General features: G+C 65.2%; 25 protein-coding genes and 1 pseudogene. 22 read left to right on the top strand and 4 right to left on the bottom strand.

Annotation, left to right across the window (positions count from 1 at the left end; all coding sequences use genetic code 11):
• Position 1 precedes the first annotated feature (1 nt).
• From ABI546_RS20865 to ABI546_RS20775, 19 genes and pseudogenes are all read left to right on the top strand, one after another.
• Complete coding sequence (locus ABI546_RS20865; RefSeq protein ID WP_348049816.1) at positions 2 to 1,342, top strand: cobyrinate a,c-diamide synthase; 1,341 nt, start codon at positions 2 to 4, stop codon at positions 1,340 to 1,342.
• Complete coding sequence (locus tag ABI546_RS20860; protein WP_348049814.1) at positions 1,339 to 2,247, top strand: ABC transporter substrate-binding protein; 909 nt, start codon at positions 1,339 to 1,341, stop codon at positions 2,245 to 2,247. The genes ABI546_RS20865 and ABI546_RS20860 overlap by 4 nt, the downstream gene beginning before the upstream one ends.
• Positions 2,244 to 2,831 carry a bifunctional adenosylcobinamide kinase/adenosylcobinamide-phosphate guanylyltransferase gene (gene cobU / locus ABI546_RS20855; protein ID WP_348049812.1) on the top strand — a complete coding sequence of 196 codons (588 nt, stop codon included), beginning with the start codon at positions 2,244 to 2,246 and terminating at the stop codon, positions 2,829 to 2,831. Before ABI546_RS20860 ends, cobU begins: the two co-directional genes overlap by 4 nt.
• Positions 2,828 to 3,805: a helical backbone metal receptor gene (locus ABI546_RS20850; protein WP_348049810.1), complete on the top strand. Its 978-nt coding sequence runs from the start codon at positions 2,828 to 2,830 to the stop codon at positions 3,803 to 3,805. Before cobU ends, ABI546_RS20850 begins: the two co-directional genes overlap by 4 nt.
• Complete coding sequence (locus tag ABI546_RS20845) at positions 3,802 to 4,890, top strand: iron ABC transporter permease (protein ID WP_348049808.1); 1,089 nt, start codon at positions 3,802 to 3,804, stop codon at positions 4,888 to 4,890. The genes ABI546_RS20850 and ABI546_RS20845 overlap by 4 nt, the downstream gene beginning before the upstream one ends.
• 8 nt (positions 4,891 to 4,898) lie before the next feature.
• A pseudogene (locus ABI546_RS20840) lies at positions 4,899 to 5,675 on the top strand (ABC transporter ATP-binding protein); the annotation flags it as partial.
• A 24-nt stretch (positions 5,676 to 5,699) separates the two neighbouring features.
• Positions 5,700 to 6,269, top strand: a complete 570-nt coding sequence (cobO, locus tag ABI546_RS20835) for a cob(I)yrinic acid a,c-diamide adenosyltransferase (RefSeq protein ID WP_348049896.1) — start codon at positions 5,700 to 5,702, stop codon at positions 6,267 to 6,269.
• Positions 6,270 to 6,465: 196 nt separating this feature from the next.
• Positions 6,466 to 7,296 carry a helical backbone metal receptor gene (locus ABI546_RS20830; RefSeq protein WP_348049806.1) on the top strand — a complete coding sequence of 277 codons (831 nt, stop codon included), beginning with the start codon at positions 6,466 to 6,468 and terminating at the stop codon, positions 7,294 to 7,296.
• A 21-nt stretch (positions 7,297 to 7,317) separates the two neighbouring features.
• Positions 7,318 to 8,379, top strand: a complete 1,062-nt coding sequence (gene cobW, locus ABI546_RS20825; protein WP_348049804.1) for a cobalamin biosynthesis protein CobW — start codon at positions 7,318 to 7,320, stop codon at positions 8,377 to 8,379.
• A gap of 169 nt (positions 8,380 to 8,548) precedes the next feature.
• Positions 8,549 to 12,376 (top strand): cobaltochelatase subunit CobN, encoded by a 3,828-nt coding sequence (cobN, locus tag ABI546_RS20820; protein WP_348049802.1) that lies wholly within the window; start codon positions 8,549 to 8,551, stop codon positions 12,374 to 12,376.
• Positions 12,377 to 12,384: 8 nt separating this feature from the next.
• On the top strand, positions 12,385 to 13,452 hold the full coding sequence (locus tag ABI546_RS20815) for an ATP-binding protein (RefSeq protein WP_348049894.1): 1,068 nt from the start codon (positions 12,385 to 12,387) through the stop codon (positions 13,450 to 13,452).
• A gap of 152 nt (positions 13,453 to 13,604) precedes the next feature.
• Complete coding sequence (locus ABI546_RS20810) at positions 13,605 to 14,120, top strand: VWA domain-containing protein (RefSeq protein ID WP_348049800.1); 516 nt, start codon at positions 13,605 to 13,607, stop codon at positions 14,118 to 14,120.
• A gap of 31 nt (positions 14,121 to 14,151) precedes the next feature.
• Positions 14,152 to 14,556: a DUF1636 domain-containing protein gene (locus ABI546_RS20805; protein ID WP_348049798.1), complete on the top strand. Its 405-nt coding sequence runs from the start codon at positions 14,152 to 14,154 to the stop codon at positions 14,554 to 14,556.
• A 52-nt stretch (positions 14,557 to 14,608) separates the two neighbouring features.
• Complete coding sequence (locus ABI546_RS20800) at positions 14,609 to 14,800, top strand: CbtB domain-containing protein (RefSeq protein ID WP_348049797.1); 192 nt, start codon at positions 14,609 to 14,611, stop codon at positions 14,798 to 14,800.
• Between the two features lie 24 nt (positions 14,801 to 14,824).
• On the top strand, positions 14,825 to 15,652 hold the full coding sequence (locus ABI546_RS20795; RefSeq protein WP_348049796.1) for a CbtA family protein: 828 nt from the start codon (positions 14,825 to 14,827) through the stop codon (positions 15,650 to 15,652).
• A gap of 80 nt (positions 15,653 to 15,732) precedes the next feature.
• The gene (bluB, locus tag ABI546_RS20790) at positions 15,733 to 16,431 is read left to right on the top strand and encodes a 5,6-dimethylbenzimidazole synthase (RefSeq protein ID WP_348049795.1); all 699 of its coding nucleotides are present in this window, start codon (positions 15,733 to 15,735) and stop codon (positions 16,429 to 16,431) included.
• A 49-nt stretch (positions 16,432 to 16,480) separates the two neighbouring features.
• Positions 16,481 to 17,470, top strand: a complete 990-nt coding sequence (cbiB, locus tag ABI546_RS20785) for an adenosylcobinamide-phosphate synthase CbiB (RefSeq protein ID WP_348049892.1) — start codon at positions 16,481 to 16,483, stop codon at positions 17,468 to 17,470.
• Positions 17,467 to 18,489, top strand: a complete 1,023-nt coding sequence (locus tag ABI546_RS20780) for an aminotransferase class I/II-fold pyridoxal phosphate-dependent enzyme (RefSeq protein WP_348049794.1) — start codon at positions 17,467 to 17,469, stop codon at positions 18,487 to 18,489. Before cbiB ends, ABI546_RS20780 begins: the two co-directional genes overlap by 4 nt.
• Entirely contained in the window at positions 18,486 to 19,937 is a 1,452-nt protein-coding gene (locus ABI546_RS20775; protein ID WP_348049792.1) for a cobyric acid synthase, read from the top strand. Before ABI546_RS20780 ends, ABI546_RS20775 begins: the two co-directional genes overlap by 4 nt.
• On the opposite strand, the gene ABI546_RS20770 is transcribed toward ABI546_RS20775, so the two are convergent.
• Entirely contained in the window at positions 19,934 to 20,428 is a 495-nt protein-coding gene (locus ABI546_RS20770; RefSeq protein WP_348049791.1) for a hypothetical protein, read from the bottom strand. The genes ABI546_RS20775 and ABI546_RS20770 overlap by 4 nt on opposite strands.
• 463 nt (positions 20,429 to 20,891) lie before the next feature.
• Here ABI546_RS20770 and ABI546_RS20765 point away from each other — a divergent pair, with 463 nt between their 5' ends.
• The 3 genes from ABI546_RS20765 to ABI546_RS20755 all read left to right on the top strand — a co-directional run bounded on the left by ABI546_RS20765 (position 20,892) and on the right by ABI546_RS20755 (position 23,579).
• Positions 20,892 to 21,113, top strand: a complete 222-nt coding sequence (locus ABI546_RS20765) for a hypothetical protein (protein ID WP_348049789.1) — start codon at positions 20,892 to 20,894, stop codon at positions 21,111 to 21,113.
• Between the two features lie 169 nt (positions 21,114 to 21,282).
• Positions 21,283 to 22,461, top strand: coding sequence for a YjgN family protein (locus ABI546_RS20760; RefSeq protein ID WP_348049787.1), 1,179 nt, complete (start codon positions 21,283 to 21,285; stop codon positions 22,459 to 22,461).
• Positions 22,462 to 22,466: 5 nt separating this feature from the next.
• Positions 22,467 to 23,579 (top strand): M48 family metallopeptidase, encoded by a 1,113-nt coding sequence (locus tag ABI546_RS20755; protein WP_348049785.1) that lies wholly within the window; start codon positions 22,467 to 22,469, stop codon positions 23,577 to 23,579.
• 266 nt (positions 23,580 to 23,845) lie between these two features.
• Here the strand turns inward: ABI546_RS20755 and ABI546_RS20750 are convergent, their stop codons facing one another.
• The 3 genes from ABI546_RS20750 to ABI546_RS20740 all read right to left on the bottom strand — a co-directional run bounded on the left by ABI546_RS20750 (position 23,846) and on the right by ABI546_RS20740 (position 25,683).
• The gene (locus tag ABI546_RS20750; RefSeq protein WP_348049783.1) at positions 23,846 to 24,169 is read right to left on the bottom strand and encodes a pentapeptide MXKDX repeat protein; all 324 of its coding nucleotides are present in this window, start codon (positions 24,167 to 24,169) and stop codon (positions 23,846 to 23,848) included.
• A 90-nt stretch (positions 24,170 to 24,259) separates the two neighbouring features.
• On the bottom strand, positions 24,260 to 25,051 hold the full coding sequence (locus tag ABI546_RS20745) for a molybdopterin-dependent oxidoreductase (RefSeq protein ID WP_348049781.1): 792 nt from the start codon (positions 25,049 to 25,051) through the stop codon (positions 24,260 to 24,262).
• Positions 25,052 to 25,086: 35 nt separating this feature from the next.
• The gene (locus tag ABI546_RS20740; RefSeq protein WP_348049779.1) at positions 25,087 to 25,683 is read right to left on the bottom strand and encodes a cytochrome b/b6 domain-containing protein; all 597 of its coding nucleotides are present in this window, start codon (positions 25,681 to 25,683) and stop codon (positions 25,087 to 25,089) included.
• Positions 25,684 to 25,754 lie beyond the last annotated feature (71 nt).

Genomic DNA, 25,754 nt, shown 5'->3' with positions numbered 1-25,754 from the left:
CATGCAAGCCTCCGCCCGTTGCCCTGCCATCCTCATTGCCGCCCCCGCCTCCGGCCAGGGCAAGACCACGGTGGCTTGCGCGTTGGCGCGCCTGCATGCGCGCCAGGGCCGCCGAGTGCGGGTGTTCAAGTGCGGGCCGGATTTTCTGGACCCATGCTGGCATGCTCTGGCCAGTGGCGCGCCGGTGTACCAGGTGGATTTGTGGATGACCGGCGAGGCCGATTGCAGGGAGCGCCTGCATGCGGCGGCGCTGGAGGCGGACCTGATCATTGTGGAAGGCGTGATGGGCCTGTTTGACGGCGAGCCCAGCGCAGCGGACCTGGCGCAGCGCTTTGGTTTGCCGGTGCTGGCGGTGGTGGATGCGTCGGGCATGGTCGGCACTTTTGGTGCGCTGGCATTTGGCCTGCAACATTACCGCCCCCATATGCCCTGGGCCGGGGTGCTGGCCAATCGCGTGGCCAATGCGCGCCATGCGGGCATGCTGCAGGCCAGCGTGGCGCCAGACCAATGGTTGGGCGCAGTGCTGCGCAATGCCGACATGAGCCTGCCCAAGCGCCACCTCGGTCTGACTGTCGCGACCGAAGTGGCAGATGCCATGGAGCGGCTGGACGCCGCCGCCGATACGCTGGCCAGCACGCCGCTGGGGCAGATGACGCTGGAGGATTTACAGCGCTGGGCGGTGGAGTTTGCTGCCCCTGAAGCCTCTGCCCCCGTGATGCCGGCGCTGCAGGGCAAGACGATTGCCATCGCGCGCGACGCTGCGTTTTGCTTCATATATGCGGCCAACATCGATACGCTGCTTGCGCTGGGCGCCGAGCTGGTGTTCTTTTCGCCGCTGGCCGATGCCGCGCTGCCCGCATGCGATGCGTTGTGGATTCCCGGTGGTTACCCCGAACTGCATGCAGAGGCGATTGCCGCCAACACCGCGCTGCGTGACAGCCTGGCCGCGCACGTCGCCGCAGGCAAACCCGTGTGGGCCGAGTGCGGCGGCATGATGGCGCTGTTCGACACGCTGGTCACGCTGGATGGCCAGCGGCATGCGCAGTGGGGTGTGCTGGCCGGCGAGGTGAGCATGCAAAAACTGCTGGCCGGCCTGGGCCCGCAGCAGTTGCAACTGGCCAGTGGCGCCTTGCGCGGCCACACTTTTCATTACTCGACCACGGCTACGCCGCTGCAACCCGTGGCCCGCACCGCGCGCCCCGGCACCGTGCCGGCGCCGGACGCGGGTGAGGCCGTGTGGCAGCAGGGTGCCGTGCGCGCCAGTTACTTCCACGCCTGGTTCCCGTCCTGCCCCGAAGCGCTGATCGAGCTGTTTACCGCAACCGTAGAGGTGGCTGCATGAGCGTTGATCTGCTGAACTTCCAGCCCGGCCCCCAGCGCATCGTCTGCCTGACCGAGGAGACCACCGAGTGGTTGTACCTTCTGGGCCAGGAGCACCGCATCGTGGGCATCTCGGGCTACACCGTGCGGCCCAGGCGCGCGCGTGACGAGAAGCCGCGCGTCAGTGCCTTCCTGAGCGCCAAAATTGAGAAGATCATGGCGTTGCAGCCCGATTGCGTGCTGGGCTTTTCGGACTTGCAGGCCGATATTGCCTCGGACCTGGTCAAGCGCGGTGTGCAAGTCACCATTTTCAACCAGCGCAGCGTGGCCGAGATTTTCTCCATGTTGTTCCAGCTGGCGGCCATGGTGGGCGAAGCCGAGCAGGGCGCGCAACGCATCGCGCGGATGCAAGCTGACTTGCGCACCATGCAGGCGGCTGTGGTGGCCAAGGTGGCCGCCGGTGCGCGCCGGCCCAAGGTGTTTTTTGAAGAATGGGACAACCCACACATCAGTGCGATCCGCTGGGTGTCGGAGCTGATCGGCATTGCCGGGGGGGACGATTGCTTCCCAGAACTCGCCGCCGAGTCGCTGGGCAAGAACCGCATCATTGCGGATGGGGCCGAGATCGTGCGCCGCAACCCGGACATCATCTTGGGTTCGTGGTGCGGCAAGAAATTCCGCCCGGAGAACGTGGTGGCGCGCGAAGGTTGGGCTACGGTGAACGCCGTGCGCCACCAGCAGCTGTTTGAAATCAAGTCCCCCGACATCCTGCAGTCCGGCCCCGCCGCGCTGACCGATGGCGTGGCCAGGATGCACCAGATCATCCTGCAGTGGATGGACGCGAATATGGCCTCTACGCTTGCGGGGGCTGTCCGCCCCTTGGGGCGGCCCGGCGGCGCGGACGTCTCAGGAGCTTCCAAACCATGAGCGTGATGACGATTGCCAAAAGCGAATTGATCCTGGGTGGCCAGAAAAGCGGCAAGTCACGCCGCGCCGAACTGCTGGCGCGTCATTGGCTGGACCAAAGCCGGGACCACCGCGCCGTGCTGGTGGCGACCGCCCAGCCCTGGGATGACGAGATGCGTCAGCGCATTGCGCGCCACCAAGCCGACCGCGCCGGGCGAGTGCCAGGCATGGCGACGGTGGAGGAGCCGCTGGCGCTGGCCCAAGCCATCATCCAACACAGTGCGGGCAACACCCTGGTCGTGGTCGACTGCCTCACCATCTGGCTGACGAATTTATTGATGCCGGCAGAAAACCTTAAGGGGAAAGAGCCTGCAGCCCAGGAGGGACGAGCGCAAGCAGCTATGCTTTTAGGAGCAATTCAAGCTGCCCAGGGACCGGTGATTCTGGTCGGCAACGAGATCGGGCTGGGCGTGATTCCGCTGGGCCGCGAGACGCGTGCTTTTGTCGATGCGCTGGGCCGTTTGAACCAGGACGTGGCCGCCATCTGCCAGCGCGTGACACTGATGGCGGCGGGCCTGCCGCTCACCCTGAAAGATTCCACATGAACGTTTTGCGGCTTGCCCCACGGTGCGCGCTGGTGCTGGCCCTGCTGGCTGGTGCCAGTGCGGCGCTGGCCCTGCAGGTCACCGACGATCGCGGCGTGACCGTCACGCTGCCGGCCGCGCCCCAGCGCATCGTTAGCCTGTTGCCCTCGCTGACCGAAACCGTCTGTGAACTCGGTCAGTGCCAGCGCCTGGTGGGGGTGGACCGTTATTCCAACTTTCCGGCCAGCGTGCAAAAGCTGCCCCAGGTCGGTGGCGGGCTGGATCCCAACATCGAAATGATCGTCGCGCTCAAACCCGATGTGGTGCTGATGGCCACCTCGTCGCGTGCCGGTGATCGCCTGCAGGCACTGGGCATCAAGGTGGTGGCCCTCGAACCCAAAAGACATGCCGATGTGCAGCGCGTGATGCTCAAGCTGGGCCAGTTGCTGGAAGTGCCGGATGCCGCGCGCATCTGGCGTGCCATTGATGCGGGCGTCTCGGCTGCGGCCCAGTCGCTTCCTGCGAGCACACGTGGCGTGAAGGTTTACTTTGAAGTCAACCAGGGTCCGTATGCGGCGGGCGAGTCGTCTTTCATTGGCGAGACGCTGACACGCCTGGGTGCCCAAAACATCGTGCCGGCCAAGCTGGGCCCGTTCCCCAAGCTCAACCCTGAGTACATCGTCCGGGCCAACCCCGACCTGATCATGATTGGCCGGCGCAGCGTCGATGGGCTCGCCGCGCGGCCCGGTTGGCAGAGCATTCGCGCATTGCGTGAGCAGCGGGTTTGTATCTTCCCGCCTGATGAAGCCGACATGCTGGTGCGGCCCGGCCCGCGCATGGCCGAGGGCGCACGCCTGATGGCCAAGTGCCTGATGAATATGGCCCCCACGCTTGCCGCTTCGCGTGCTGCGCTGCCCCCCGAGGGGGCATTGCCCGCCTTGGGGCGGCCCAGCGGCGGGCAGGCCTCGAAACTCGCCCCGGGAGCCAAACCATGATGCCGCCGCGCGTTTTCTGGCTGGTATGGGCCGGTGTGATGGGCGCGCTGGCCTTGGTGGCGCTGGGCATTTGTGTGGGCAGTGCCGGGCTGGAGAACCTGATCCGGCCGCTGCTCTACCCTGCGCAAGACCCGCAACAAACGGCCATGGCGCAGCAAATCGTTTGGCAGATTCGCCTGCCGCGCACGCTGGGGGCCTGGGCCGCGGGCGCCTTGCTGGGCTTGGCCGGCGCGGTGGCGCAGGGCCTGTTTCGCAACCCTTTGGCCGACCCGTATTTGCTGGGCAGCGCCTCGGGCGCCTCGCTGGGCGTGGCGCTCGCGCTGGCCGCTTTGGGCGGTGGTGCGGGTATGCTGGGTGGATCGGTAGGAAGCATGATGAGCGGCGGCGCGGCCGTCAGCGTGTTTTCCAGCAGCCTGTGGGTGCGCCTGGGGCTGACTGGCGCGGCGTTTCTGGGTGCCGTGTTTGCAGTGATGCTCACGCTCGTGCTGTCGCGTGGTGTGGGCCACACCCTGCGCCTGCTGCTCGCCGGTGTGGTGGTGGGTGTGGTGCTGGGCGCCATGACCCATCTGGTGCTGCTGTTTTCCCCCGAATCGCTGCAGGCCATGCAAGCCTTCATGCTGGGTTCCACGGCCTTTGTCGGCTGGACCTCGTGCGTGCTCATGGCCGCCGTGTGGGGTGTGTGCGTGCTGGCCGCCTGGCTGCTGGCGCGCGTGCTCGACGGCTTGAGCCTGGGCGATGCCACGGCCGTCAGCCTGGGCCTGCCGGTGGCGCCCATGCGCGCAGCCCTGGTGGCGGTGCTGGCGCTGGCCACGGGTACGGCTGTAGCGCAAACCGGGCTCATCGCCTTTGTGGGGCTGGCCGCGCCGCACCTGGTGCGCTCGGTCGTCAAAACCACGCATGCGCACCTGATGCTGCTTTCCAGCCTCATGGGCGGTGTGCTGCTGATGGCGGCCGACACATTGGCGCGCTGGCTGATTGCCCCGCAGGAATTGCCTGTGGGCATGCTCACCGCGGTGCTGGGCGGCGGCTACCTGTTGTGGCTGATGCACCGTAGCAGCAGCCTCGGCGGAGGGCGTGAAGCATGACGGACGCTATTAAATCGATAGCTATCAGCGCAGACTCCATAAGCGCCAGCCTCGGAAATGGTTTGCAAAAGCAGCCCATTCTGCATGGCATCAGCCTGGACATTACAGCCGGGCAGTGGACCAGCATTGTGGGCCCCAACGGTGCGGGCAAGTCCACCTTGCTGAGATGCCTGGCCGGTGTGTTGCCGCACAGCGGCAGCGTCGCGCTGCTGGGCCAGCCGCTGCACAGCCTGCCGCACCGCGAGCGCGCGCGGCAACTCGCCTGGCTGGGCCAGAACGAAACCTCGGCCGACGACTTGACGGTGTGGGACGTGGCCATGCTGGGCCGCCTCCCGCACCAGGCCTGGCTGGCCCCCCCGAGCGCGGCCGATCACGCCGCTGTGGAACAGGCGCTGCGCGCCACCCGCGCCCTGGATTGGCGCCAGCGCGCGCTGGGGCAGCTGTCGGGTGGTGAGCGCCAACGCGTTCTGCTGGCCCGCGCCCTGGCGGTGCAGGCCCAGGTGCTCCTGATGGACGAACCCCTGGCCAACCTGGATCCGCCGCACCAGGCCGACTGGCTGGACGTGGTACGCGCCCTGGTGGCCGAAGGCAAGACCGTGGTCAGCGTGCTGCACGAAATCACCATGGCGTTGCAGGCCGACACTTTGGTGGTGATGGCTGCAGGCCGCATCACCCACCAGGGCCCGTGTTCTGATCTGGCCACGCACCGGGCCATGGAAGACGTATTCGACGGGCGCATTGCCGTCCATCCCGTGCAGGGGCAGTGGATTGCGCTGCCCAAAGTTACCCAACCTCCCAAGAGGGCTCCCATGCAAATTGAAACCCCACCCGTTGATTACGAACGTGTCGTCCCCACGGCCGAGCGCCGCGGCCTGATTCTGGTCAACACCGGCCACGGCAAAGGCAAGAGCACGGCCGCCTTCGGCCTGGCGCTGCGGGCGCACGGCCGCGGCAAGGCCGTCAAGGTCTATCAGTTCATGAAGGTGCCCACAGCGCGCTTTGGCGAGCACCGGCTGTTCGAGCAGTTGGGCGTCCCCATCGAAGGCCTGGGCGACGGCTTCAGCTGGAAGAGCCGCGACCTGGACCACTCGGCCCAGCTGGCACTCGATGGTTGGGCCAAGGCCGAGGCCACGATTCGTGCCGGCGAGCACTTCATGGTGGTGCTGGACGAAATCATGTACCCGCTGCGCTACGGCTGGATTCCGCTGGAGACCATTCTCACCTGCCTGCGCGAACGCCCACCGCACGTGCATGTGGTGCTGACGGGCCGCAACGCACCGGGCGAGCTGGTGGACCTGGCCGATACGGTGACCGAGATGACGTTGGTGAAGCACCATTTCAAAGCCGGCGTGCCGGCCCAGCGTGGCATCGAAGACTAGAAATATGGCCCCCACGCTTGTCACTGCGTGTACTGCGCTGCCCCCCGAGGGGGCGCTGCGCCTGCGGCCCGGCGAAGCCGGTTCCGCGGCCCTGGCTTGTGCAGACGGATTCACTACGCTTGTCACTTCGGGCCGGGCTCGGACTTGGTCTTTGCTTGCGAGAGGTCTCCGCGTAGCGCTGCGTTGGCTGCCTTCCGTGTCGCTGCTGGCAACTCTGGGTCTGCTCTCCAGCCTCGCGATAGCGCAGGGCGTGCAGCCTGTCTCACGTATCGTCACGCTTGCGCCGTCCCTGACAGAAGCAGTGTGCGCGCTGGGTCATTGCGCCCAGGTGGTGGGAACGGATCGCCACTCCACCTGGCCCACCCCGGTGCAGGCGCTGCCTAAAGTGGGCGGCCTGGAGGACGCGCAGATCGAACGTATCGTGACATTGCGGCCGAACCTGGTCTTGCTGGGGCCGCGCAGCCGCGCAGGCGAACGCCTGCAGGCGCTGGGTGTGCCGGTGATGACGTTCGATGCCCGCACCCACGCCGACTTGAAGCGCATGTTGGTGAAGCTGGGCGACACATTGGGTGAGCCGGCCCGTGCCACCGAGCTGGTGGCACGTATCGAAACCGAGCTGGACGCCGCCGCGGGCCGCATGCCCGCCGCGCTGCGCGGGCGAACGGTGTATGTGGAAGTGGGAGCCGGGTCGTCCGCCGCCAGCGAAAAAAGCTTTATCGGCGAGACCGTGGCCAAGCTGGGCCTGGTCAATGTGGTGAGTGGCGAGCTGGGTCTGTTCCCCAAGATCAACCCTGAGATGCTGTTACGCCGCCCGCCGGACCTCATCATCGGTCCGCGCGCCACGCTGGCCAATGTGGCAGACCGCCCTGGCTGGAGCGCGCTGCCTGCCGTGCGCCAGCAGCAGCTGTGCCTGCTGGACACCGAACGCATGGACCTGCTGTCACGCCCCGGCCCACGCCTGGGTGAGGCCGCGCACATGCTGGTGGAATGCCTGAAGGCGCTGCCACCCCGTGAATCGATCCGTTAATTTTTTGTTGAAGAGAACCCTATGCAAACCCGAAAAATTCCCGCCACCATCGTCACCGGCTTCCTGGGCAGCGGCAAGACCACGCTCTTGCGTCACCTGCTGGCCAATGCGCAGGGCCGCCGCATCGCAGTCATCGTCAACGAGTTTGGCGAGCTGGGCATCGACGGCGAACTGCTGCGCGGCTGCGGCATTGGCTGTGACGAGAATGGTGAAGAAAACGGGCAACTCTACGAACTGGCCAACGGCTGCCTGTGCTGCACCGTGCAGGAAGAGTTTGCGCCCGTGATGGAAAAGCTGGCCGCGCGCCGCGACCAGATCGACCACCTGATCATCGAGACCTCGGGCCTGGCTTTGCCCAAGCCGCTGGTGCAGGCCTTCCAGTGGCCCGCGCTGCGCAACACCTTCACGGTGGATGCGGTGGTGACGGTGGTGGACGCGCCTGCGGTCGCGGCGGGCGACTTTGCCGACGACCCGGTGGCCGTGGACGCCCAGCGCCGCGCCGACGACAACCTGGATCACGACTCACCCCTGCATGAGCTTTTTGAAGACCAGCTCGCTACCGCCGACCTGGTGATCGTGCACAAGACTGACGGGATGGACGCTGCCGCGCTGGCCGGTGTGGAAGCCGCCATCCGCGCCGAGACCGTGCCCGGCGTGAAGCTGGTGCATGCGCAGCATGGCCGCGTTGACATTGGCGTGCTGCTGGGCCTGGAGCGCGCGGTGGAAGACCAGATCGATCAGCGCAAAACCCACCACGACGAGGAAGAAGACCACGACCACGATGCGTTTGACTCGGTGCAGGTGGCGCTGGACGTACCCAGCCGCGACACGCTGCTGGCTGCATTGCGCGGCGTGGTGGAACGCCACGAGATTTACCGCGCCAAGGGCTTTGTAGCCTTGCCCGGTGTGGCCATGCGCCTGGTGGTGCAGGGGGTGGGAACGCGCTTTGACAGCTACTTTGACCGTCCCTGGCGTGCAGATGAGGTGCGGCAGTCACGCCTGGTGCTGATTGGTTCCGAACTCAATGCCGCAATGTTGCAGGCTGAGCTGAGCGAAGCGCTCGCGGCGGCTGTCGCTGCCTGAATGCAAATGCACGCTGAAGTTTTACGTTCGTGGTGGGCGCAGGCCGACGGTGCACTCCGCTCCGCGGCTGTCCTCCGCCCTGCGGGCTCCTCCTTTACGCCGCTGCGCAGAGCGCCCCATCGACCTGCGCCAGGATGGACTGTTCAACCTTACCTTGTGAAATAAAAAAATGCATTTGCTCTCCACCCGTCCCGGTGGTCACGTTGAAGACGGTGGCCAGGGTGTGGTGCGCGTGGAGCAAACGCCGGGCGACATTGTGGTGCTCAGCGCGGCCGACACTACGCTGTCCCTGCTGGCCGATGCGGCGCAGCAGTTGGGCGCGGACTTTCCCACGGTGCGCCTGGCCAACCTGATGTGGCTGCGCCAGCCCGCGTCGGCCGACATGTACGTAGACGACGTGCTGCAGCATGCGCGCGTGGTGGTGATTGACCACCTGGGCGCGGCCAGCGACTGGGCATATGTTGTGGAACGCGTGCGCGAGCTGGCCCGTGCGCGCGGCCAGTGGCTGGCCTTGTTCTCGGGTGATGCGAGTGAAGACCTGCAGTTGCTGATGCGCAGCACCGCCCCGCACGAGGACTGCCGCCTGCTCTGGCGCTGCCTGCGCGAAGGCGGCCGAGACAACGCCCGCACCTTTTTTGAATTGATTGGCCACTCCGCCTTTGGCCTGGGCCCGCGCCCCGCGCAGCCATCGGTCTTGCCCCCGGCCATGGCGTATCAGCCGCAAGAAGCCCATGCGCTCGCGCCATGGAAAGAGGGCGCGCCGGTGGCCTTGCTGGTGTTCTACCGGGCCCATGTGCAGGCTGGCAACACGGCGGTGTTTGATGCCATGCTGGCCGCGCTCCGCACGGAGGGTCTCAACGCTGTGGCCGTGGCCGTGGATTCGCTCAAGAACCCTGCCAGCCTGGCGCTGCTGCAGTCGCTGGCCGCACAGCACCAGGCGGGCGTGGTGCTTAACGCCACCAGCTTTGCCATGACCGCGCTGGATGGCGACGATGGTGACAGTGTGGAAGGCGCGCAGATGGCCCCACTGGCAGGCGACGCCCCGGTGCTGCAGCTCATTACCGCAAGTTGCTCGCAAGAGCAGTGGCAAGTCGACCCGCATGGCCTGGCGCCGCGCGACCTGGCGATGCAGGTGGTGCTGCCCGAGGTGGATGGCCGCATCGGCACGCGTGCCATCAGCTTCAAGGGCCTGGCCTGGCGCTGCGAGCGCACCGAGGTGGACGTGGTGCGCTACCAGCCCGAGCCCGAGCGCATGGCTTTTGTGGCCGGGCTGGCGCGGCGCTGGTGCGTGCTGCAGGGCAAGCCCGACGCCGATAAGCGCGTTGCGCTGATCCTGGCCAATTACCCGAACGACGACGCCCGTCTGGCCAATGGCGTAGGCCTTGATACCCCGGCCTCCACCGTGGCCCTGCTGCGCGCCATGCAAGATGCGGGCTACGCCACGGGCGCATTGCCCGAGGGCGGCGACGCATTGATTGCTGCGCTGGTGGCGGGCGTGACCAACAACCTGGACGCCAACGATATGCGGCCCGCTGGCCAGAGCCTGGCCATGGCCGACTACCTGGAAGATTTCAACCGCCTGGACCCTGCCAGCCGCGATGCGGTGAATGCGCTGTGGGGCTTGCCCGGGCAGGACCCCATGGTGCGCAGTGGCCGATTCATGGTGTCGGGCCTGCGCCTGGGCAATGTGTTTGTGGGCATCCAGCCCGCACGCGGGCGCGATCTGGACCTGGTGGCCAGCTATCACGATGCCGACCTGGTACCCACACATAACTACCTGGCGTTTTACTTCTGGCTGCGTCGCAGTTTTGCGGTAGATGCGGTGGTGCACGTCGGCAAGCACGGCAACCTCGAATGGCTCCCCGGCAAAAGCGTGGCGCTGGGCGCAGCCTGCTGGCCCGACGCTATCCTGGGCCCGTTGCCGCACCTGTATCCGTTTATCGTCAACGACCCTGGCGAAGGCAGCCAGGCCAAGCGCCGCACGCAGGCCGTCATCATTGACCACCTGATGCCGGCCCTGACCCGCGCCGAAACCTATGGCCCGCTGCAGAAGCTGGAGCGGCAAATGGACGAGTATTACGAGGCCCTGTCGCTGGACCCGCGCCGCGCCCAGCGCCTGCGAGGCGACATTCTGGAACGTGTACTCAGCGAGGGGCTGCACGCCGAGCTGGGCTTTGCCAGGCCTGCGGACGAGGCAGCCCGCAACGCGCTGCTGCAACGGCTCGACGCCTACCTGTGCGAGATCAAGGAATCGCAAATCCGCGATGGCCTGCATATTCTGGGTACCTCCCCTCAGGGTCGCCAGCTGATCGACACGCTGGTGGCGCTGGTGCGCTTTCCCGGCGGCACGGCTGCCGGGCAGCACAGCCTGCTGGTGGCATTGGCGCAGGATTTACAACTGGACGGCGTGGATGGCTTTAGCGCGCTGAGCCCTGAATGGGCGGCGCCTTGGCATGGCCCCTTTCCTGCGGTGTTGCAGGGGCTGAGCGCCGACGCCTGGCGCCACGCGGGCCACACGCGCGAGCGGCTGGAACTGCTGGCGCGCCAATTGGTGACTGACCATGTGGTGGGTGACGCGCCTTGGAATGCCGGCGCCTGGCCCCGCGCCACCCCGGTGTTGCAACGCATGCACGCCGTGCTGCGTCCGCGCCTGGATGCCTGCGGTCCGCAGGAAATTACGCAATGCCTGCGAGGCCTCTCAGGCCGTTTTGTGCCCGCCGGCCCCAGCGGTGCGCCGTCGCGCGGGCGGCCTGATGTGCTGCCCACAGGCCGCAACTTCTATTCGGTGGACACGCGTGCCGTGCCCACACAGACCGCCTACGCCATGGGTGCGGCAGCGGCTGAGCGCGTCATCGAGCGCCACCTGCAGGATCACGGCGAAATGCTGCGCTGCCTGGGCCTGTCGGTGTGGGGTACCAGCACCATGCGCACCGGGGGCGAGGACATTGCCCAGGCCTTTGCGCTGCTGGGTGTGCGGCCCAAGTGGGCGGACGGTAGCAGCCGCGTGGTGGACATAGAAGTGCTGCCCATGGCCATCAGAAATCGGCCCAGGGTGGATGTGACCCTGCGTGTGTCAGGCTTCTTCCGTGATGCCTTTCCCAACGTGATTGATTTGTTCGACACCGCCGTGCGCGCCGTGGTCGCGATCAGTGAAGAGGACGAGCCCGATGACGTGAACCCCATCCGCGCCCGCGTGCAGCGCGAAGCCACTGAGGCGCAGAGCAGGGGCTTGAGTGCGGATGCGGCGCAGCGCGAAGCCACCTGGCGCGTGTTTGGTCCGCGCCCCGGTGGCTACGGCGCCGGGCTGCAAGAGGTCATGGCCAGTGGCCGCTGGAACGACGGCGCCGATCTGGCCCAGGCCTATTTACGCGCAGGTGCTTTTGCCTACGGGCAGGGCGAGCACGGCGTGGCGGCACGCGCCAGCTTTGAGCAGCGCCTGACTGGGCTGGACGCTGTGCTGCACAACCAGGACAACCGCGAGCACGACGTGCTCGACTCGGACGACTACTACCAGTTCCAGGGCGGCATGGCGGTGGCGGTAGAACATCTGGCCGGCGCGCCAGCCACGCTGTACCACGGCGACTTCAGCGTGCCGGGCGCACCACGCATCCGCACCCTGGGTGAAGAAGTAGCGCGCGTGGTGCGTTCGCGCGCGGTCAACCCCAAGTGGCTGGAGGGCGTGCGCCGCCACGGCTACAAGGGCGCGTTCGAGATGGCTGCCACGGTGGACTACCTGTTTGCCTTTGACGCCACTACTGGCGTGGTGGGCGACCACCAGTACGCGCTGGTGGCCGAGGCCTATCTGCACGACGACACCAACCGCGCGTTTTTGCAGCAGCACAACCCAGGGGCGCTGCGCAGCATTGGCGAGCGCCTGCTCGACGCCATGCAGCGCGGCCTGTGGGAGGCGCCCGGTGCGCACCGCGAACGCATTGAAGACCATTTGCTGGCGCTGGAGCGCCGGCTCGAAGAACACGGAGAAGGACCCTTGCCATGAGCACGACCATGAACATTCCTGAACTGAACCTTTTTGTTGAGCCCGCCACCCGCGCGGCCTTTCCGTTCACCGCGCTGGTCGGCCAGCCGCAGCTGCAGCGCGCGCTGCAGCTCGCGGCCATCGACCCCGGCATTGGCGGTGTGTTGATCAGTGGCCCGCGCGGCACGGCCAAGTCCACCGCCGCCCGTGCGCTGGCGGCACTGCTGCCCGGCGCACCCTTTGTCACGCTGCCGCTGGCGGCCAGCCTGGAGCAACTGGTGGGCACACTCAATGTGGAGGACGTGCTGCGCGACGGGCAGGTGCGCCTGGCGCCCGGCCTCGTGGCGCGTGCCCATGGCGGCGTGCTCTTTGTGGACGAAGTCAACCTGCTGCCCGATGCGCTGGTGGACGCGCTGCTGGACGTGGCTGCCAGCGGTGTCAACACGGTGGAGCGCGATGGCATTTCGCAGCAGCACGCTGCACGTTTTGTGCTGATAGGCACCATGAACCCGGAGGAGGGCGAACTGCGCCCGCAACTGCTGGACCGTTTTGGCCTTTCGGTGGTGCTGGCCAACCCGGTGGATGCCGCGCAGCGCACCGCGATCCTGCGCGCGCGCCTGGGCTTTGATGAAAACCCCGCAGCTCTGGGCGGCCAGCATGCAGAAGAACAACGCATGCTGAGCGCAGCACTGGTGGCGGCCCGTGCCGCGCTGCCGCGCCTGACGTGGCCGGACGCGGTGCTGCACCATGCGGCGGCTTGCGCGATCACTGCCGGCGTGGACGGCATGCGGGCCGACCTGGTCATGCTGCGCGCTGCGCGCGCGCTGGCGGCGCTGGAAGGGCGCAGCCAGGTAACGGCGGACGATGTGGATGCCGTGGCCGAGCTGGCGCTGGCGCACCGCCGGCCTGACGGCAGTGGGGCGCAGCCACAGGCCAGCACCGGGACACAGCAACAGCCCCAACAGCATTCGGAACGCCTGCAAGACCAGCCGCCTGCCGCGTCAACGCCGCAGGGCGACTGGGGCGCGCTGCCCGCCCAGCCCGAAGGCACAAGCAAGGTTCAGCGCATCGCAGGGTGGCCGCCAAAAAAAGCCTAGGCCACCCCAGCCGCCGCCCGCGTAACGGGCCTGGCAGCTGGCGGTGGCCCCCGCCCCAGACACTTTCCACCCGTGGCGCCGCGCCCGGTGCAAGGCAGCCCAGTGCGGCCATCGCCTGGTTGCCCACGCTGGTGGCCAAGGGGCCGGAACCCTTGCAGCGCGAACACCTGCGCCGCCAGCCGGTGGCGCTGCGTGCCGGCCGGTTGCACTGCATCGTGCTCGACACTTCAGGCTCCATGCGCCAGCGTGGCCGGCTGGCGCTGGCCAAAGGCCATGCGACGTTGATGATCGAGCAGGCCGCGCGCCAGGGCGACGATGTTGCGCTGCTGCGGTTTGGCGGGCAGGGCGTGGAGCTCTTGCTGCCCCCGGGCCGCGCGCGTGCTTCGGGCAGCCAGCGGCTGCGCCCCGTGGGCGGCGGCGGTGGCACGCCGCTGGCCGAGGCACTGGCCCAGGCCGAGCGTTTGCTGCAGCGCGCATTGCGGGTGGGTGGCCCCACCGAATGCTGGCTGTGGCTGCTGACCGATGGCCGCACGCTGGAGCAGCCGCAGGCGCCGTTGACCCCGCAGCATCTGGTGATCGTTGACTTTGACGATCCGAAAAAAAGCCTGGGCCGCTGTGCCGCCTGGGCCGCGCGCTGGGGCGCAGAACACCATTTGGCGCTGGCCTGACTGATCAATCAAAGAAACGAATTCCCTACTGATGTCTGATACCGAAATCATTGTTTGCACCACCTGCCGCCCGCCGGGTGCCTCGCGCGAGCTGCCTGCCGCAGGGCTGGCCCTGTTTGAAGCCGTGCAGGACGCGCTGCTTGAATGCGAACTGGACACCGGGCTGCACAAGGGCCTGCAGGTGCGCGGCCTGGCCTGCATGAGCGGCTGCGCGCGCGCGTGTACCGTGACCTTGCAGGCCCCAGGCAAGTTCAGCTATTACTTTGGCGACCTCATTCCTGACGCCGAAACTGCCGCCCAGGTGATTGCCTGCGCGCAGCAACATTTGCACAGCGATGACGGCAACCTGGCCCGCAACGCACGGCCCGAGCGCCTGCGCAGCGGTATCCTTGCCCGATTGCCCCCTACAGGCTTGAGCGGCCTGGGCTCGACATGAGCCACCAAATCCACTATGTTTGTTTTTATCCACCAACCCCAAGGAGAACGCTATGACTGACCCAACGACGCTGACCCACAGCCCTGCTGCCACTTACAACCCCGCCTTGGCCGTGCTGCGCCCACTGCTGGGCGCTGCCGCGCTGGGCCTGGTGGTGCTGTACGGCGTGGCTTTTGCTGAAAGCCCGCTGGCGCACAACGCCGCGCATGATGTGCGCCACATTACCGTCGCACCTTGCCACTGAGCTGGTTTTTCACGGGAGATACCCATGGTTTTTCAACGTTTGATCTGGGCGGCACTGGCCACCGCTGTGGTGGTGGGCAGTGTACAAACCGGCGTGCAGCGCTGGCAGGCCGCCCCGCTGATTCTGGCGGCCGAGGTCTATGAAGAACAAAAGACCGAGACGCCTAAGCCCGCCGAAGCGCCTGCTGCACACGCGCGTGCCGAAGGCACAGCTCCCCACGCACATCAGCATGATGCCGCCAAAGAGTGGGAACCCCAAAACGGCGCCGAGCGTATAGGTTGGACCTGGGTGGCCAACATCCTGCACGCCTTCAGCATGGCGCTGCTGGTGTTTGCGGTGATGGGTGTGTGGCTGTACCAGCGCGGCACCGCCGTGGCCTCGCTGCGCGTGGCCGGCCTGGTGGCAGCGGCCGGTTGGCTCAGTTTTCACCTCTGGCCCTCGCTGGGCCTGCACGCCGAAGTTCCCGGCATGGACGCCGCATCTCTGCAAGCCCGCCAGGTCTGGTGGGCGCTGGCGGTGGGCAGTGCGGCGGGCGCCTGCGCTGTAGCCGCTTTTGCACGTGCCTCCTGGCGCTGGCTGGTGGCCGCGGCCTTGCTGGCGCTGCCTTTTGTCGTCGGTGCGCCCAGGCTGCAAGGTGATGCTCTGGCCGGATTTGGCCCCGAGGCCCACGCCGCGCTGGAGCAACTGGGCGCTCAGTTCATCTGGGCGACCCATGGGGTGGCGCTCTCGTTCTGGGTGAGCATGGGCCTGGTCGGCGGCCTGGCCTTCCGGCGCTGGGTGCGGCCTGCCTTGCTGGCGGTACTACAGCGTACTGAAGTGCCTGCGGTTGGCGCGGTGCAAGCGCCGCAGTGAGCGCCCCTGCGGGCCGAGCGGGCCTGACACCCGTTCATGGGCGGCGTGACAGCGCGGCGCGGTATTGAGTGCTGCCAGCCATGCCGGTCTTTCCCAATCTCCCGGGCGTCACTGCCCCAGGCTTTTCCGCGCCGGAATGCGCGGCAGTGTACCGGGCCATTTACGAGCGCCGCGACATGCGCCACTTCAGCGGTGGCACGGTGTCCGACGAGCTCCTGCAGCGCTTGCTGTCGGCGGCGCACCACGCGCCCAGCGTGGGCTTCATGCAGCCCTGGCGTTTTATCCGTGTGCGAAGCCTGCAGCTGCGCACCGGGTTGCATACCTTGATAGAGCAGGAGCGGGTGTTGACGGCCCGGGCATTGGGCGAGCGCGAAGACGAGTTCATGAAGCTGAAGGTGCAGGGTGTGCTCGACGCCGCCGAGGTACTCGTGGTGGCCTTGCCGCCAGGGCGCGAGCAGCATGTGTTTGGCCGCCGTACCCTGCCTGAAATGGATTTGGCCTCGGCTGCTTGCGCCATCCAGAACCTCTGGCTCGCGGCGCGGGCTGAAGGGTTGGGCATGGGCTGGGTCTCTATTTTTGACCCACAGCAGCTTGCCGCGCTTTTGCAGATGCCCGAAGGCAGCAAGCCGATTGCGGTGTTGTGCCTGGGTCCTGTCCACGCTTTTTACGACCAGCCCATGCTGCAGGCTGAAAAGTGGGCGCGCCGTGCACCACTGGCCGAGATGGTGTTCGAAGACTGCTGGGGCCAGATTGCCCGGCATGAGCCGGGAGCCGGCTGAGATGTTCACGCATTGGGCCAGCTTTCATGCCTTTACCGGTCCTGCTTCCATGGCCAGCCATACGGCGTGGGTGCTCGGGGTGGTGCTGTTGCTGGCTTTGTGGGTGGACAAGTATTTCGGTGAACCACCCTCGGGTGTGCATCCGGTGGTCTGGATGGGCAGCTATCTCCGGGTTTGCGGCAGTGTGACCGTGCGCTGTCCGCCTGCACAGGCTTTTTTCCTCGGGGCGCTGGCCTGGTGCATGGGTGTGGTGTTGGTGGGGGCGGTAGCCTGGGGTGTGCAAGCGCTGGTGTTCTGGCAACTGGCTGGCTGCGTCAAGGCGCCAGCCTGGGGGGCAGCCATCGACACCGCGCTGCTGGCAGTGCCGATGGCCTGGCTGCTCAAGTGCATGCTGTCATGGCGCATGTTGCGCGAAGAAGTCGGCGCTGTCGAACTGGCGCTGGGTCAGTCGCTGGAAGCAGGGCGGGAGCGCCTTTCATGGCTGGTAAGCCGCGACACCGCCCAGCTCACCGAAAGCCAGGTGCGGGAAAGCGCGATCGAATCGCTCGCTGAAAACCTCAACGACTCTGTTGTGGCCCCGATTTTCTGGTTTGCGCTGCTGGGTTTGCCGGGAGCGGCCATTTACCGATTTGCCAACACGGCGGACGCCATGTGGGGTTACCGCGGCACCTACCGCGGCAAAAACTGGGAATGGGCCGGCAAGTGGGCTGCGCGCGCGGACGACGTTCTTTCATGGGCCCCGGCACGCCTGACGGCGCTGTTGCTGGCACTGGCGGCAAAGGGCCTGCAGTTCAAGGCATTGCACGAAGAAGCCCGCAAGACCCCGTCGCCCAACAGCGGCTGGCCGATGGCGGCCATGGCGCTGGCGCTGGGTATCTCGCTCGGCAAGCCGGGCGTTTACACCCTGAACCCCCTTGGGCGGCGACCCGAGGCATCAGACACGGGCCTGGCCCAAAGCCTGGCCTCGAAGGCAGTGTTCTCCCAGACATGGGTTGCCGTCGCGGTGATGCTGTTGATGGCGGTGGCGGCATCCGTATGAGCGCCAATCGTGCCATCCCGCGCATTCACGGCGGACCCGACGCGCTGGGCGCGCCGCTGCATGACTTTTCCACCAACAGCAATGCCTGCGGGCCTTGTCCCGCAGCGCTGGCCGCCGTTCGCCAGGCCGATGTCACCCGTTACCCCGACGCGGGTTACACGCAATTGCGCAGGCAGCTGGCGGCCTTCCACCATGTGGATGAGGCACGTGTATTGCTGGCCGCCAGCGCCAGCGAATTCATCTTTCGCATCACCACACTGGCCGCGCGGCAGGGCGCGCAAGCGGTGTGGCTGCCGCCGCATAGCTACAGCGACTACGCACAGGCGGCAGCCGCACACGGATTGACTGTGGCAAGCCGACCGGACGATGCGCAACTGCTCTGGGCCTGTGAGCCCTCCAGCCCGCTGGGGGCCGCGCAGGAAGGTTTGAACGCGCTGGTCGACGGCCGCAAAGCGCAGGCCCTCCTTGTGCTGGACCGCGCTTACGAGCCCTTGCGGCTCAGCACTGTGCCCACGCTCACGCCGCAGCAACTCAACACCGCCTGGCAGCTCTGGACGCCGAACAAGGCGCTGGGCCTGACCGGCGTGCGCGCAGCCTATGCAATCGCACCGACGGGGCAAGCGGACAGCGCCGCAGCGCTGGAGCAGCTCTGCCCGTCATGGCCCGTGGGTGCGCACGGTGAGGCCATGCTGCAGGCCTGGGTGAGCGAAGAAGCACAGGACTGGTTGGCCGCCAGCCTCAAGACCTTGCGTGAATGGAAAGCCCGACAGATCACTGTGTGTGAATCGCTGGGATGGCGGTGCCTCCCCAGCGAAGCGAATTTCTTCTGTGCCCAATCCGCATTGCCCGAAGGCTTCAGCCTGCAGCAGGCACTGGCCGCGCTGCGCGCCCAGGGCATCAAGCTGCGCGATACCACCTCTTTTGGTTTGCCCGGCCATGTGCGCCTGGGCGTGCAAGCGCCCGCTGTGCAGGATGCCCTGCACAATGCATGGCAACAACTCCCGAAGACAAATTCATGACCGCCAAAAGTGTGATGGTGCTGGGCACCACCAGCGGCGCCGGCAAAAGCTGGCTGACCACCGCGCTGTGCCGCTACTACGCACGTCAGGGACTCAAGGTCGCGCCTTTCAAGGCACAGAACATGAGCAACAACGCCAGGGTTGTGGCGCAGGGCGAGATCGGCAGCGCCCAGTACTTCCAGGCGCTCGCTGCCAACGCAGTGCCCGACGTCCGCATGAATCCACTTTTGCTCAAGCCCGAGAAGGACACGCAAAGCCAGGTGGTGTTGATGGGCCAGGTGAACGCCGAGCTTTCGCGCATGGAGTGGCGCGGCCGTAGCGCTTCGGTCTGGCCAGTGGTGTCGCAGGCGCTCGACGAACTGCTGGCGGAAAACGACGTGGTGGTGATGGAGGGCGCGGGCTCGCCCGCCGAGATCAACCTCAAGTCCAGTGACATCGTCAACATGCGGTCGGCGCAGCACGCCAATGCGGCCTGCCTGCTGGTGACAGACATTGATCGGGGTGGCGCCTTTGCCCATCTGTATGGCACCTGGGCCATGCTGGACGAATCAGAGCGCCGACTCATCAAGGGTTTTGTGCTCAACAAGTTCCGCGGCGACGCCAAACTGCTGGCGCCCGGCCCGCAGATGCTGCAAGACTTGACGGGCATTCCCACGGTCGCAACATTGCCCATGTGGTGGCAACACGGCTTGCCCGAAGAAGATGGGGTTTTTGATGACCGCAGCGTGGCCAGTGGTGCCGTCACCAAAACCGTTGCAGTGATTGCCTACCCACGCATCAGCAACCTCGACGAATTCCAGCCACTGAAAAACGTGCCCGGCGTGCGCCTGAAGTGGGTGCGCAGTCCGGCCGAGCTGACAGGCGCCGACTGGGTGATCCTGCCGGGCTCAAAGCACACCAGCGGTGACCTGGCCTGGCTGCGCGCGCAGGGGCTGGACAACGCGATAGCGGCCCATGCGGGGCAGGGCGGTGCCGTGTTGGGTATTTGCGGCGGTTTGCAGATGCTTGGCGAGGCCCTGATTGACCCGCACGGTATTGACGGCAATGCGCCGGGGCTGGGGCTGCTGCCGGTGGTAACGGTGTTTGAAGAAGGCAAAACGGTGCGGCACCGGCAGGCTCGTTTTGGCGCGCTGGAGGGCGCATGGGCTGCCCTGTCAGGTGTGGCCGTGCAGGGCTATGAAATTCACCACGGCCAGACCGCGCAGCATCCGGCGTTGGCCGCCGCAGGGGACAAGGCCAGCGCAGTGATGGCCGAAGGCCTGGCCTGGCAGAACATCCGCGGCAACGTGCTGGGCCTGTACCTGCACGGCATGTTTGAGGACCCCGCCGTGCTGCGGGCGCTTTTTGGCGCCTCGGTGGCAACGCTGGGCTCCGTGTTCGACGGACTGGCGGACTACATCGAGGCGCATTTTGAGCCCGGTGTGCTGCAGTCCTTGATCAAACCCTAGCCCGGCACCCGCCTGAAGGGGCCGAAGCAAGCCTCAAGCGACTCGGCCTTGCACACAATGAACTGGTCCTGCTTGGGGCTGAACTGGATAAACCGCACGGCCGGCGGGTCGGATGCTTCGTGCAGGTCACGCGAACAGTCCCGCTTGCCATTGCTCTCGGTCACGGTGTCGCTCAGGCGGTAAAAGCCCTGCGCACTGGGCGCTGCCGTGATGTTGTAGTCGCCACGCGTGACTTCTTCGCCGCTGGTGGTAAGCCGGGTTCCATTGGCGTGGTATTGCCAGGTTTCGGTACAGGCTTTTTCCTTGCCCGGCAGCGTCCAGCTCCAGGTGCCGACCAGAGGATGAGGTGCAGTCGCCCGGATGGGCGCCGCAGGTTTGGCAGGCTGTGCCGTGGCCGGGCCGCACAGCAGTGCGGCCAAAAGAAAGCCCGCCGCGGGGCGCACGGCAGCGCGGCAGGGCATCGAAGACAAGTGACGGGATAAAGACTTCATGGGGTCATTATGAAGAGAGCCTCAAGGCATGCCCGCGGACTGGTTTTTTTGTGGCGCATTCGGCTAACCTTGGCAGGCTCTGTTTTCAAGGAAGATAGCCGTTGAGCCCTATAAGAATGGGCGCTAGAAGCTATAAAAATCATAGCATTCAGATGCCATGAGCCTGGAGCGCTGTGAGGAGTTGTGGCCTGTGATATGGCGCGCGAAGTGCCTAGCCCTTGCCGGATGCACTGAACAAATATCGAGACGTCGTTTCCAGGACACGTAAGGCGTTTGCCCGGACATCGGATGAAAGCTGCCGTGGCGGCTGCACGTAAAACGGCCAGGCTGCAGTGGCGCGGCTCTGTGGCTGTCTTGCGAACGGCGTGACGGGTACTCGGGGTGGCGGGTGAGGTTGAAGCTGCATGGTGTTCCCTCGGTTGGGATGTTCTGTTTAGTCTCTTGAAGAACAATAATACTGTACATGCATACAGTCATCAACTATGATTTACCCATGGAAACAATCACGCAAAACGAATGGGTTGTCCGATGCGCCGAAAGGCTTCGTCAGCGATGGCGTACCGTTGAAACCCTCCAGCTCGAAGAAGTCGCGATGGTGATGTGGGCCGATGTTCATCTGCGCTGCATGGAGCCCTGTGATGCCGCAGCCCAATGGCTCAAGCCGGTGTGTATTGGCCACAATTGACCACAAACGAGCAATGGCTGAGCCCGCGCATGTCTGACTGCGCGACTCCATTGGCCTGAGGTGGGTGTGCGCCGACCTTGGGCGGCACCTACGCCCCGGCCACTCAGGGGCGTTACATTATTCGAAGGTGCGCAGCACCCTATAACAACCAGTGATCCGGGAGGAACTTTTGAGCGAACCAGTACTGAACCATGGCACGCCGACGCTGCCAGTCGACGGATCTCCTACACAGCTGAGCATTGATTTCACCGGATCCGGAAGCGAATACTTCAGGATCTGGATCGTCAACCTGCTGTTGCTTCTGGTCACCTTTGGCATTTATTACCCTTGGGCCAAGGTGCGGCGCCTGCGCTATTTCTATGGCAACACGGTAGTGGGCGGTGAGCCGCTGGGGTTCCATGCCGACCCCACCAAACTGCTCAAGGGCTATTTGCTGGTTGGCCTGCTGTTCATGCTGTATTCCATCGCGGGGCAGTTTTCGCCGATCGCCGGTTTTGTGGCTTTCCTGATCGTGGCAGCGCTTTGGCCGGCACTGCTCAAGTCCTCCATGCAGTTCCGAATGGCCAACACCAGTTGGCGCGGGCTGCGCTTCGCCTTCAGGGGTTCGCTGGGTGATGCCTATCGAGCCGTGTTGCCCCTGTTTATTCCCAGCTTGGTAATTTTGGGCGCGTTGACGCAGGTCAGCAACCCTGAGAAACCGCCGCTCTGGTATGTGTGGACTGTCGGCGTGGTGGGCTTGGCCTCGTTGGCCGTGTTGCCTTGGTTGCTCTGGAACCTCAAGCAGTATCAGCACAACCATTACGCGCTGGCGTCACTGCAAACCACCTTCAAGGCCACGCTGGGCTCGTTCTACAAATTGTTTTTAAAGGTTCTTGGCATGATGGTGCTGCCGCTGTTGCTGCCCGTCGGTTTGGCTGCAGGCGCTGTCTACGCGATGAAGACCAGCGGCACACTGTCCCGGTCTTCCACCGGCCTGATTGTCATGGTTGCCGTGCTCGGTTTTTTTGCCGCTATGGTCACCGTGATGGTGCTGGTCAAGCCTTACGCGACCTCGCGCTTCCAGAACCTGGTGTGGACACGCACCGGCAATGTTTCCTTGCGCTTTGTCAGCCAGCTGCGCTTCAGCTCACTGCTGTGGCTGACTTTGAAAAACTGGTTGCTGATGATGCTGACCTTGAGGCTTTACTGGCCGTTTGCTGCAGTGGCCATGGCCCGCATGCGGCTGCAAGCTGTGACGGTCAAGACGCGTGTAAACCCCGACACGCTGCTGAGCCATGTCAAACCGGTGGAAGGCGACGCAGCCGGTGAAGCCGGCGGCGATCTGTTTGGCCTCGACATCGGGTTTTGACGCGCATGCAGTCAAGCCAGGCGCCTACGCTTTCTGCCAGTTACTTTGACGGCACCAATGGTCGCGCACGCCCCGTGACACTGCAGGTGGAAGGCGACCAACTGCTTGTTCATGGTGAGAACTTTCACCTCAGCGTGCCGCTGCGCAAGGTGCAGTGGCCAGAACGCACCCGCTACGGCCTGCGTGTGGCCCATTTCACTGAAGGCGGCTCCGTGCAATGTGCCGAAGCCGCTGCCTGGGATGACTGGAGCAGCCGCAGCGGGCGTGGCGATTCGCTGGTCGTGACCATGCAGCAAAGCTGGCGCTGGGTCATGGCGAGTGCGCTGGCACTGGTGTTGCTGCTGGTGGCCATACAGCAATGGGGCTTGCCGGTGGCGGCCCGTGCCGTGGTAGCGGTGACGCCGCTAAGCGTTGACAGCAAGCTGGGTGAAACCTCGCTGGCTGCGATTGACGAACACCTGATGCGGCCCAGCCGCCTGGCGGCCGCTGAGCAGGCCCGCCTGCGGGAAGCGTTCGCCAAAGCAGTCGGTGCCATGCCTGCGGGTAGCGTGCCGTCCTGGCAACTGGTGTTTCGCCGAAGCCGCATCGGCCCGAATGCATTTGCCTTGCCGGGCGGCACGATGGTGATGACCGACGAATTGGTGGAACTGGTGGGGCGGGACGACAAGGTCATTACTGCCGTGCTGGCACACGAGCTGGGCCATGTGCGGCACCGCCATGGCCTGCGCATGCTGGTGCAAGTGACCGCGCTGGGCGGGCTGGCAGCCATGGTGGTGGGCGACTTCAGCACCGTGCTGGCGGGCGTGCCGGTGTTGCTGGGGCAGGCAAGCTACTCGCGCGATGCCGAGCGTGAAGCCGACCAGGAGTCGGTGCGCATCCTGAAAGCTGCAGGGATTTCACCCGCGGTGATGGTGACCCTGTTCGAGCGGATCGCCGCCAAAAAGAACGATGAAAAGAAGGACGCAGGCAAAGCGGGCCAGTCCGGGCGGGCTTCTGAAGACGGCAAACCCGGTGAAACATTGCCTGATCAGGACTCGTGGCTGGGGATTGCCTTTGCGTCGCATCCTGCCGATGTGGAACGGGTGCGATTTTTCATGGATGCGGCTGCAGAGCGCTAGAAGCGGTAATGACGCCAGGGCCCAAATGCCGGCTGGGTGCGGCACCTGCAGGGTCTCACCGTTCGATGTTGGCGCTACTTATTTGATAGCTGCTTGCGCTGGCTGGTATTGGGTTGAAACGAGGTTTCTTTCAAGAAACTTGTGAAATCCCCAAATGGGAAGTCGCCCCGGGGCTGATTTGCGGAGAAGCTCGAGTGGGGGGGTGGACCGAAGCCCAAGCCCCCGGATAAGGAAAAGCGGAAAAAGCGCGGAGGCCTTCGCTGACCTTACTTTTTCATCTCGTCCTTGCCCATGGCGTCCTTGGCCATGTGGTCTTTTTTCATCTTGTCTTTTTTGGCCATGGCCATTTTGTCGTCCTTCTTCATGCCGTCCTTCGCCATGGCATCTTTACCCATGGCATCTTTTGCCATCGGATCCTTGGCCATCGCATCTTTCTTCATTGCGTCCTTCTTCATGCCGTCTTTGGCCATGGCGTCTTTACCCATAGCGTCTTTGCCCATGGCGTCCTTTTTCATCGCGTCTTGCGCCATGGCGCTGCCGCCGGCGAAGAGCATGCAGGCAGACAGGAGGGAGGCAGTCAATTTGTTCATGATGTTGTCCTTGAGTGGTAATAAATGGATGGGTTGTTGAAAAGGCAATCGTGAAATGATTGCCGGCGTTGCAGGGTCTCTGAGCGGCGCTCAGCTACCTCCGAACCAGTTGTAGCCCTGGTCTTCCCAGTAGCCTCCAGGGTAGGTGTTGGTGACAAAAATCGCCTGGATGTGTTTGGGGTTTTTGTAGCCCAGCTTGGTGGGCATGCGCAGCTTCATCGGGAAGCCGTATTTGGGCGGCAGCGGCTGGCCGTCGTAAGTCAGCGCCAGCAGGGTTTGCGGATGCAGCGCGGTGGGCATGTCGATGCTGGTGAAATAGTCGTCGGCGCACTTGAAGCCGACGTACTTCGCGCTCAGATCCGCACCCACATGGCGCAGGAAACTGCCGAAGTGCACGCCCCCCCATTTGCCGATGGCGCTCCAGCCTTCCACACAAATGTGGCGGGTGACCTGGTCCACCTGCGCCATGGCGCGCAGCTCGGGCAGTGCCCATTTCCGCCTGTCGGACACCATGCCCGTGACTTCCAGCCGGTAGCTGCTTTCCTCGATTTCCCGGATTTCGTCTTCGCCGTAATAGGCGTTAAAGGGGAAAGGCCGGGTGATCATGGATTCGGGGTAGGTGGGCGCCAGGCGATCGGGATCAAACAGGAAGCCCTGCACTTCGTCGTTGATGCGCGAGATTTTGCTGAGAGCGGCGTTGACGCTTTCGCTGTCGTCCAGTGTGCAGCCGGTCAGCATGGAAAGGCCGCCCAGCGTGAGCGAGGTGCGTAAAAAATTGCGGCGGCCTGTGCCGAGCTTGCGGGCGTGGGCAATGCGCGAAACGGCTTCGTCCAGCACGGCGGCACTGTCAATGTCCATGCGGGAAGGCGGCTTGATGATCATGGGTAATCCTTGCGACGGTTGGGTAGTGCGGCCGGTCAGCGGCCGCGAACCATGTACACGAAGGTGCGCGGCACCAGCGCCACCATCACCAGGTGAACTGCGACGAATGCGGCCAGCGCCGCCATGGCGAAAAAGTGAACCAGGCGGGCACCTTCGTAGCCGCCCATCAGTTCGCGCAGCAGCGGAAACTGCACCGACTTCCAGAGCACCAGGCCCGAAACGACGAGCAGGATGCTGTCCACCATGACGAAAAGATAGGCCAGGCGCTGCACTGTGTTGTAGTGGCTGGGGTCGGCATGGGCCAGCTTGCCTTTGAGGGCCGCCAGCAAGTCGGTGACCAGCGCCCTGGGGGAAAGCGGGAAGAATTTGTGAAAGAGCCTGCGCGTGACGATGTTGAACGCCAGGTAGAGCAGGCCGTTAAAGAACAGCAGCCACATGGCCGCAAAGTGCCATTGCAGCGCACCGCCCAGCCAGCCGCCTAGCGTCAGGTCCTTGGGGATGCTGAAGCCCAGGAAGGCGGTCGCGTTGTAGATGCGCCAACCGCTCAGCATCAGCACCAGCACGGCCAGCGCATTGAGCCAATGCATGGCGCGCAGCCAGCCGGGGTGGATGGGTTGCTCAATCGGTTTCATCAAATGCTCCTCGTGCCGGCATGCAAGGCCTGGCAGCAGCGCCGTGAAGGGCGGAGTGGCCAGGATTTCCG

This window comes from Polaromonas sp., assembly GCF_039932935.1.
Lineage (GTDB): Bacteria > Pseudomonadota > Gammaproteobacteria > Burkholderiales > Burkholderiaceae_C > Polaromonas.
The sequence above is the reverse complement of the archived record's forward strand: the minus strand, read 5'-3'. Positions and strand labels throughout refer to the sequence as shown.

Coding starts and splice junctions, on each gene's coding strand:
- ABI546_RS20800 (WP_348049797.1), top strand. CDS start 14,609: ATGACTGACCCAACGACGCTGACCCACAGCCCTGCTGCCACTTACAAC.
- ABI546_RS20865 (WP_348049816.1), top strand. CDS start 2: ATGCAAGCCTCCGCCCGTTGCCCTGCCATCCTCATTGCCGCCCCCGCC.
- ABI546_RS20770 (WP_348049791.1), bottom strand. CDS start 20,428: ATGAAGTCTTTATCCCGTCACTTGTCTTCGATGCCCTGCCGCGCTGCC.
- ABI546_RS20850 (WP_348049810.1), top strand. CDS start 2,828: ATGAACGTTTTGCGGCTTGCCCCACGGTGCGCGCTGGTGCTGGCCCTG.
- ABI546_RS20745 (WP_348049781.1), bottom strand. CDS start 25,051: ATGATCATCAAGCCGCCTTCCCGCATGGACATTGACAGTGCCGCCGTG.
- cbiB (WP_348049892.1), top strand. CDS start 16,481: ATGGCCAGCCATACGGCGTGGGTGCTCGGGGTGGTGCTGTTGCTGGCT.
- ABI546_RS20765 (WP_348049789.1), top strand. CDS start 20,892: ATGCATACAGTCATCAACTATGATTTACCCATGGAAACAATCACGCAA.
- ABI546_RS20775 (WP_348049792.1), top strand. CDS start 18,486: ATGACCGCCAAAAGTGTGATGGTGCTGGGCACCACCAGCGGCGCCGGC.
- ABI546_RS20860 (WP_348049814.1), top strand. CDS start 1,339: ATGAGCGTTGATCTGCTGAACTTCCAGCCCGGCCCCCAGCGCATCGTC.
- ABI546_RS20815 (WP_348049894.1), top strand. CDS start 12,385: ATGAACATTCCTGAACTGAACCTTTTTGTTGAGCCCGCCACCCGCGCG.
- ABI546_RS20750 (WP_348049783.1), bottom strand. CDS start 24,169: ATGAACAAATTGACTGCCTCCCTCCTGTCTGCCTGCATGCTCTTCGCC.
- cobU (WP_348049812.1), top strand. CDS start 2,244: ATGAGCGTGATGACGATTGCCAAAAGCGAATTGATCCTGGGTGGCCAG.
- cobN (WP_348049802.1), top strand. CDS start 8,549: ATGCATTTGCTCTCCACCCGTCCCGGTGGTCACGTTGAAGACGGTGGC.
- ABI546_RS20740 (WP_348049779.1), bottom strand. CDS start 25,683: ATGAAACCGATTGAGCAACCCATCCACCCCGGCTGGCTGCGCGCCATG.
- cobO (WP_348049896.1), top strand. CDS start 5,700: ATGCAAATTGAAACCCCACCCGTTGATTACGAACGTGTCGTCCCCACG.
- ABI546_RS20780 (WP_348049794.1), top strand. CDS start 17,467: ATGAGCGCCAATCGTGCCATCCCGCGCATTCACGGCGGACCCGACGCG.
- ABI546_RS20805 (WP_348049798.1), top strand. CDS start 14,152: ATGTCTGATACCGAAATCATTGTTTGCACCACCTGCCGCCCGCCGGGT.
- ABI546_RS20755 (WP_348049785.1), top strand. CDS start 22,467: ATGCAGTCAAGCCAGGCGCCTACGCTTTCTGCCAGTTACTTTGACGGC.
- ABI546_RS20795 (WP_348049796.1), top strand. CDS start 14,825: ATGGTTTTTCAACGTTTGATCTGGGCGGCACTGGCCACCGCTGTGGTG.
- cobW (WP_348049804.1), top strand. CDS start 7,318: ATGCAAACCCGAAAAATTCCCGCCACCATCGTCACCGGCTTCCTGGGC.
- ABI546_RS20845 (WP_348049808.1), top strand. CDS start 3,802: ATGATGCCGCCGCGCGTTTTCTGGCTGGTATGGGCCGGTGTGATGGGC.
- bluB (WP_348049795.1), top strand. CDS start 15,733: ATGCCGGTCTTTCCCAATCTCCCGGGCGTCACTGCCCCAGGCTTTTCC.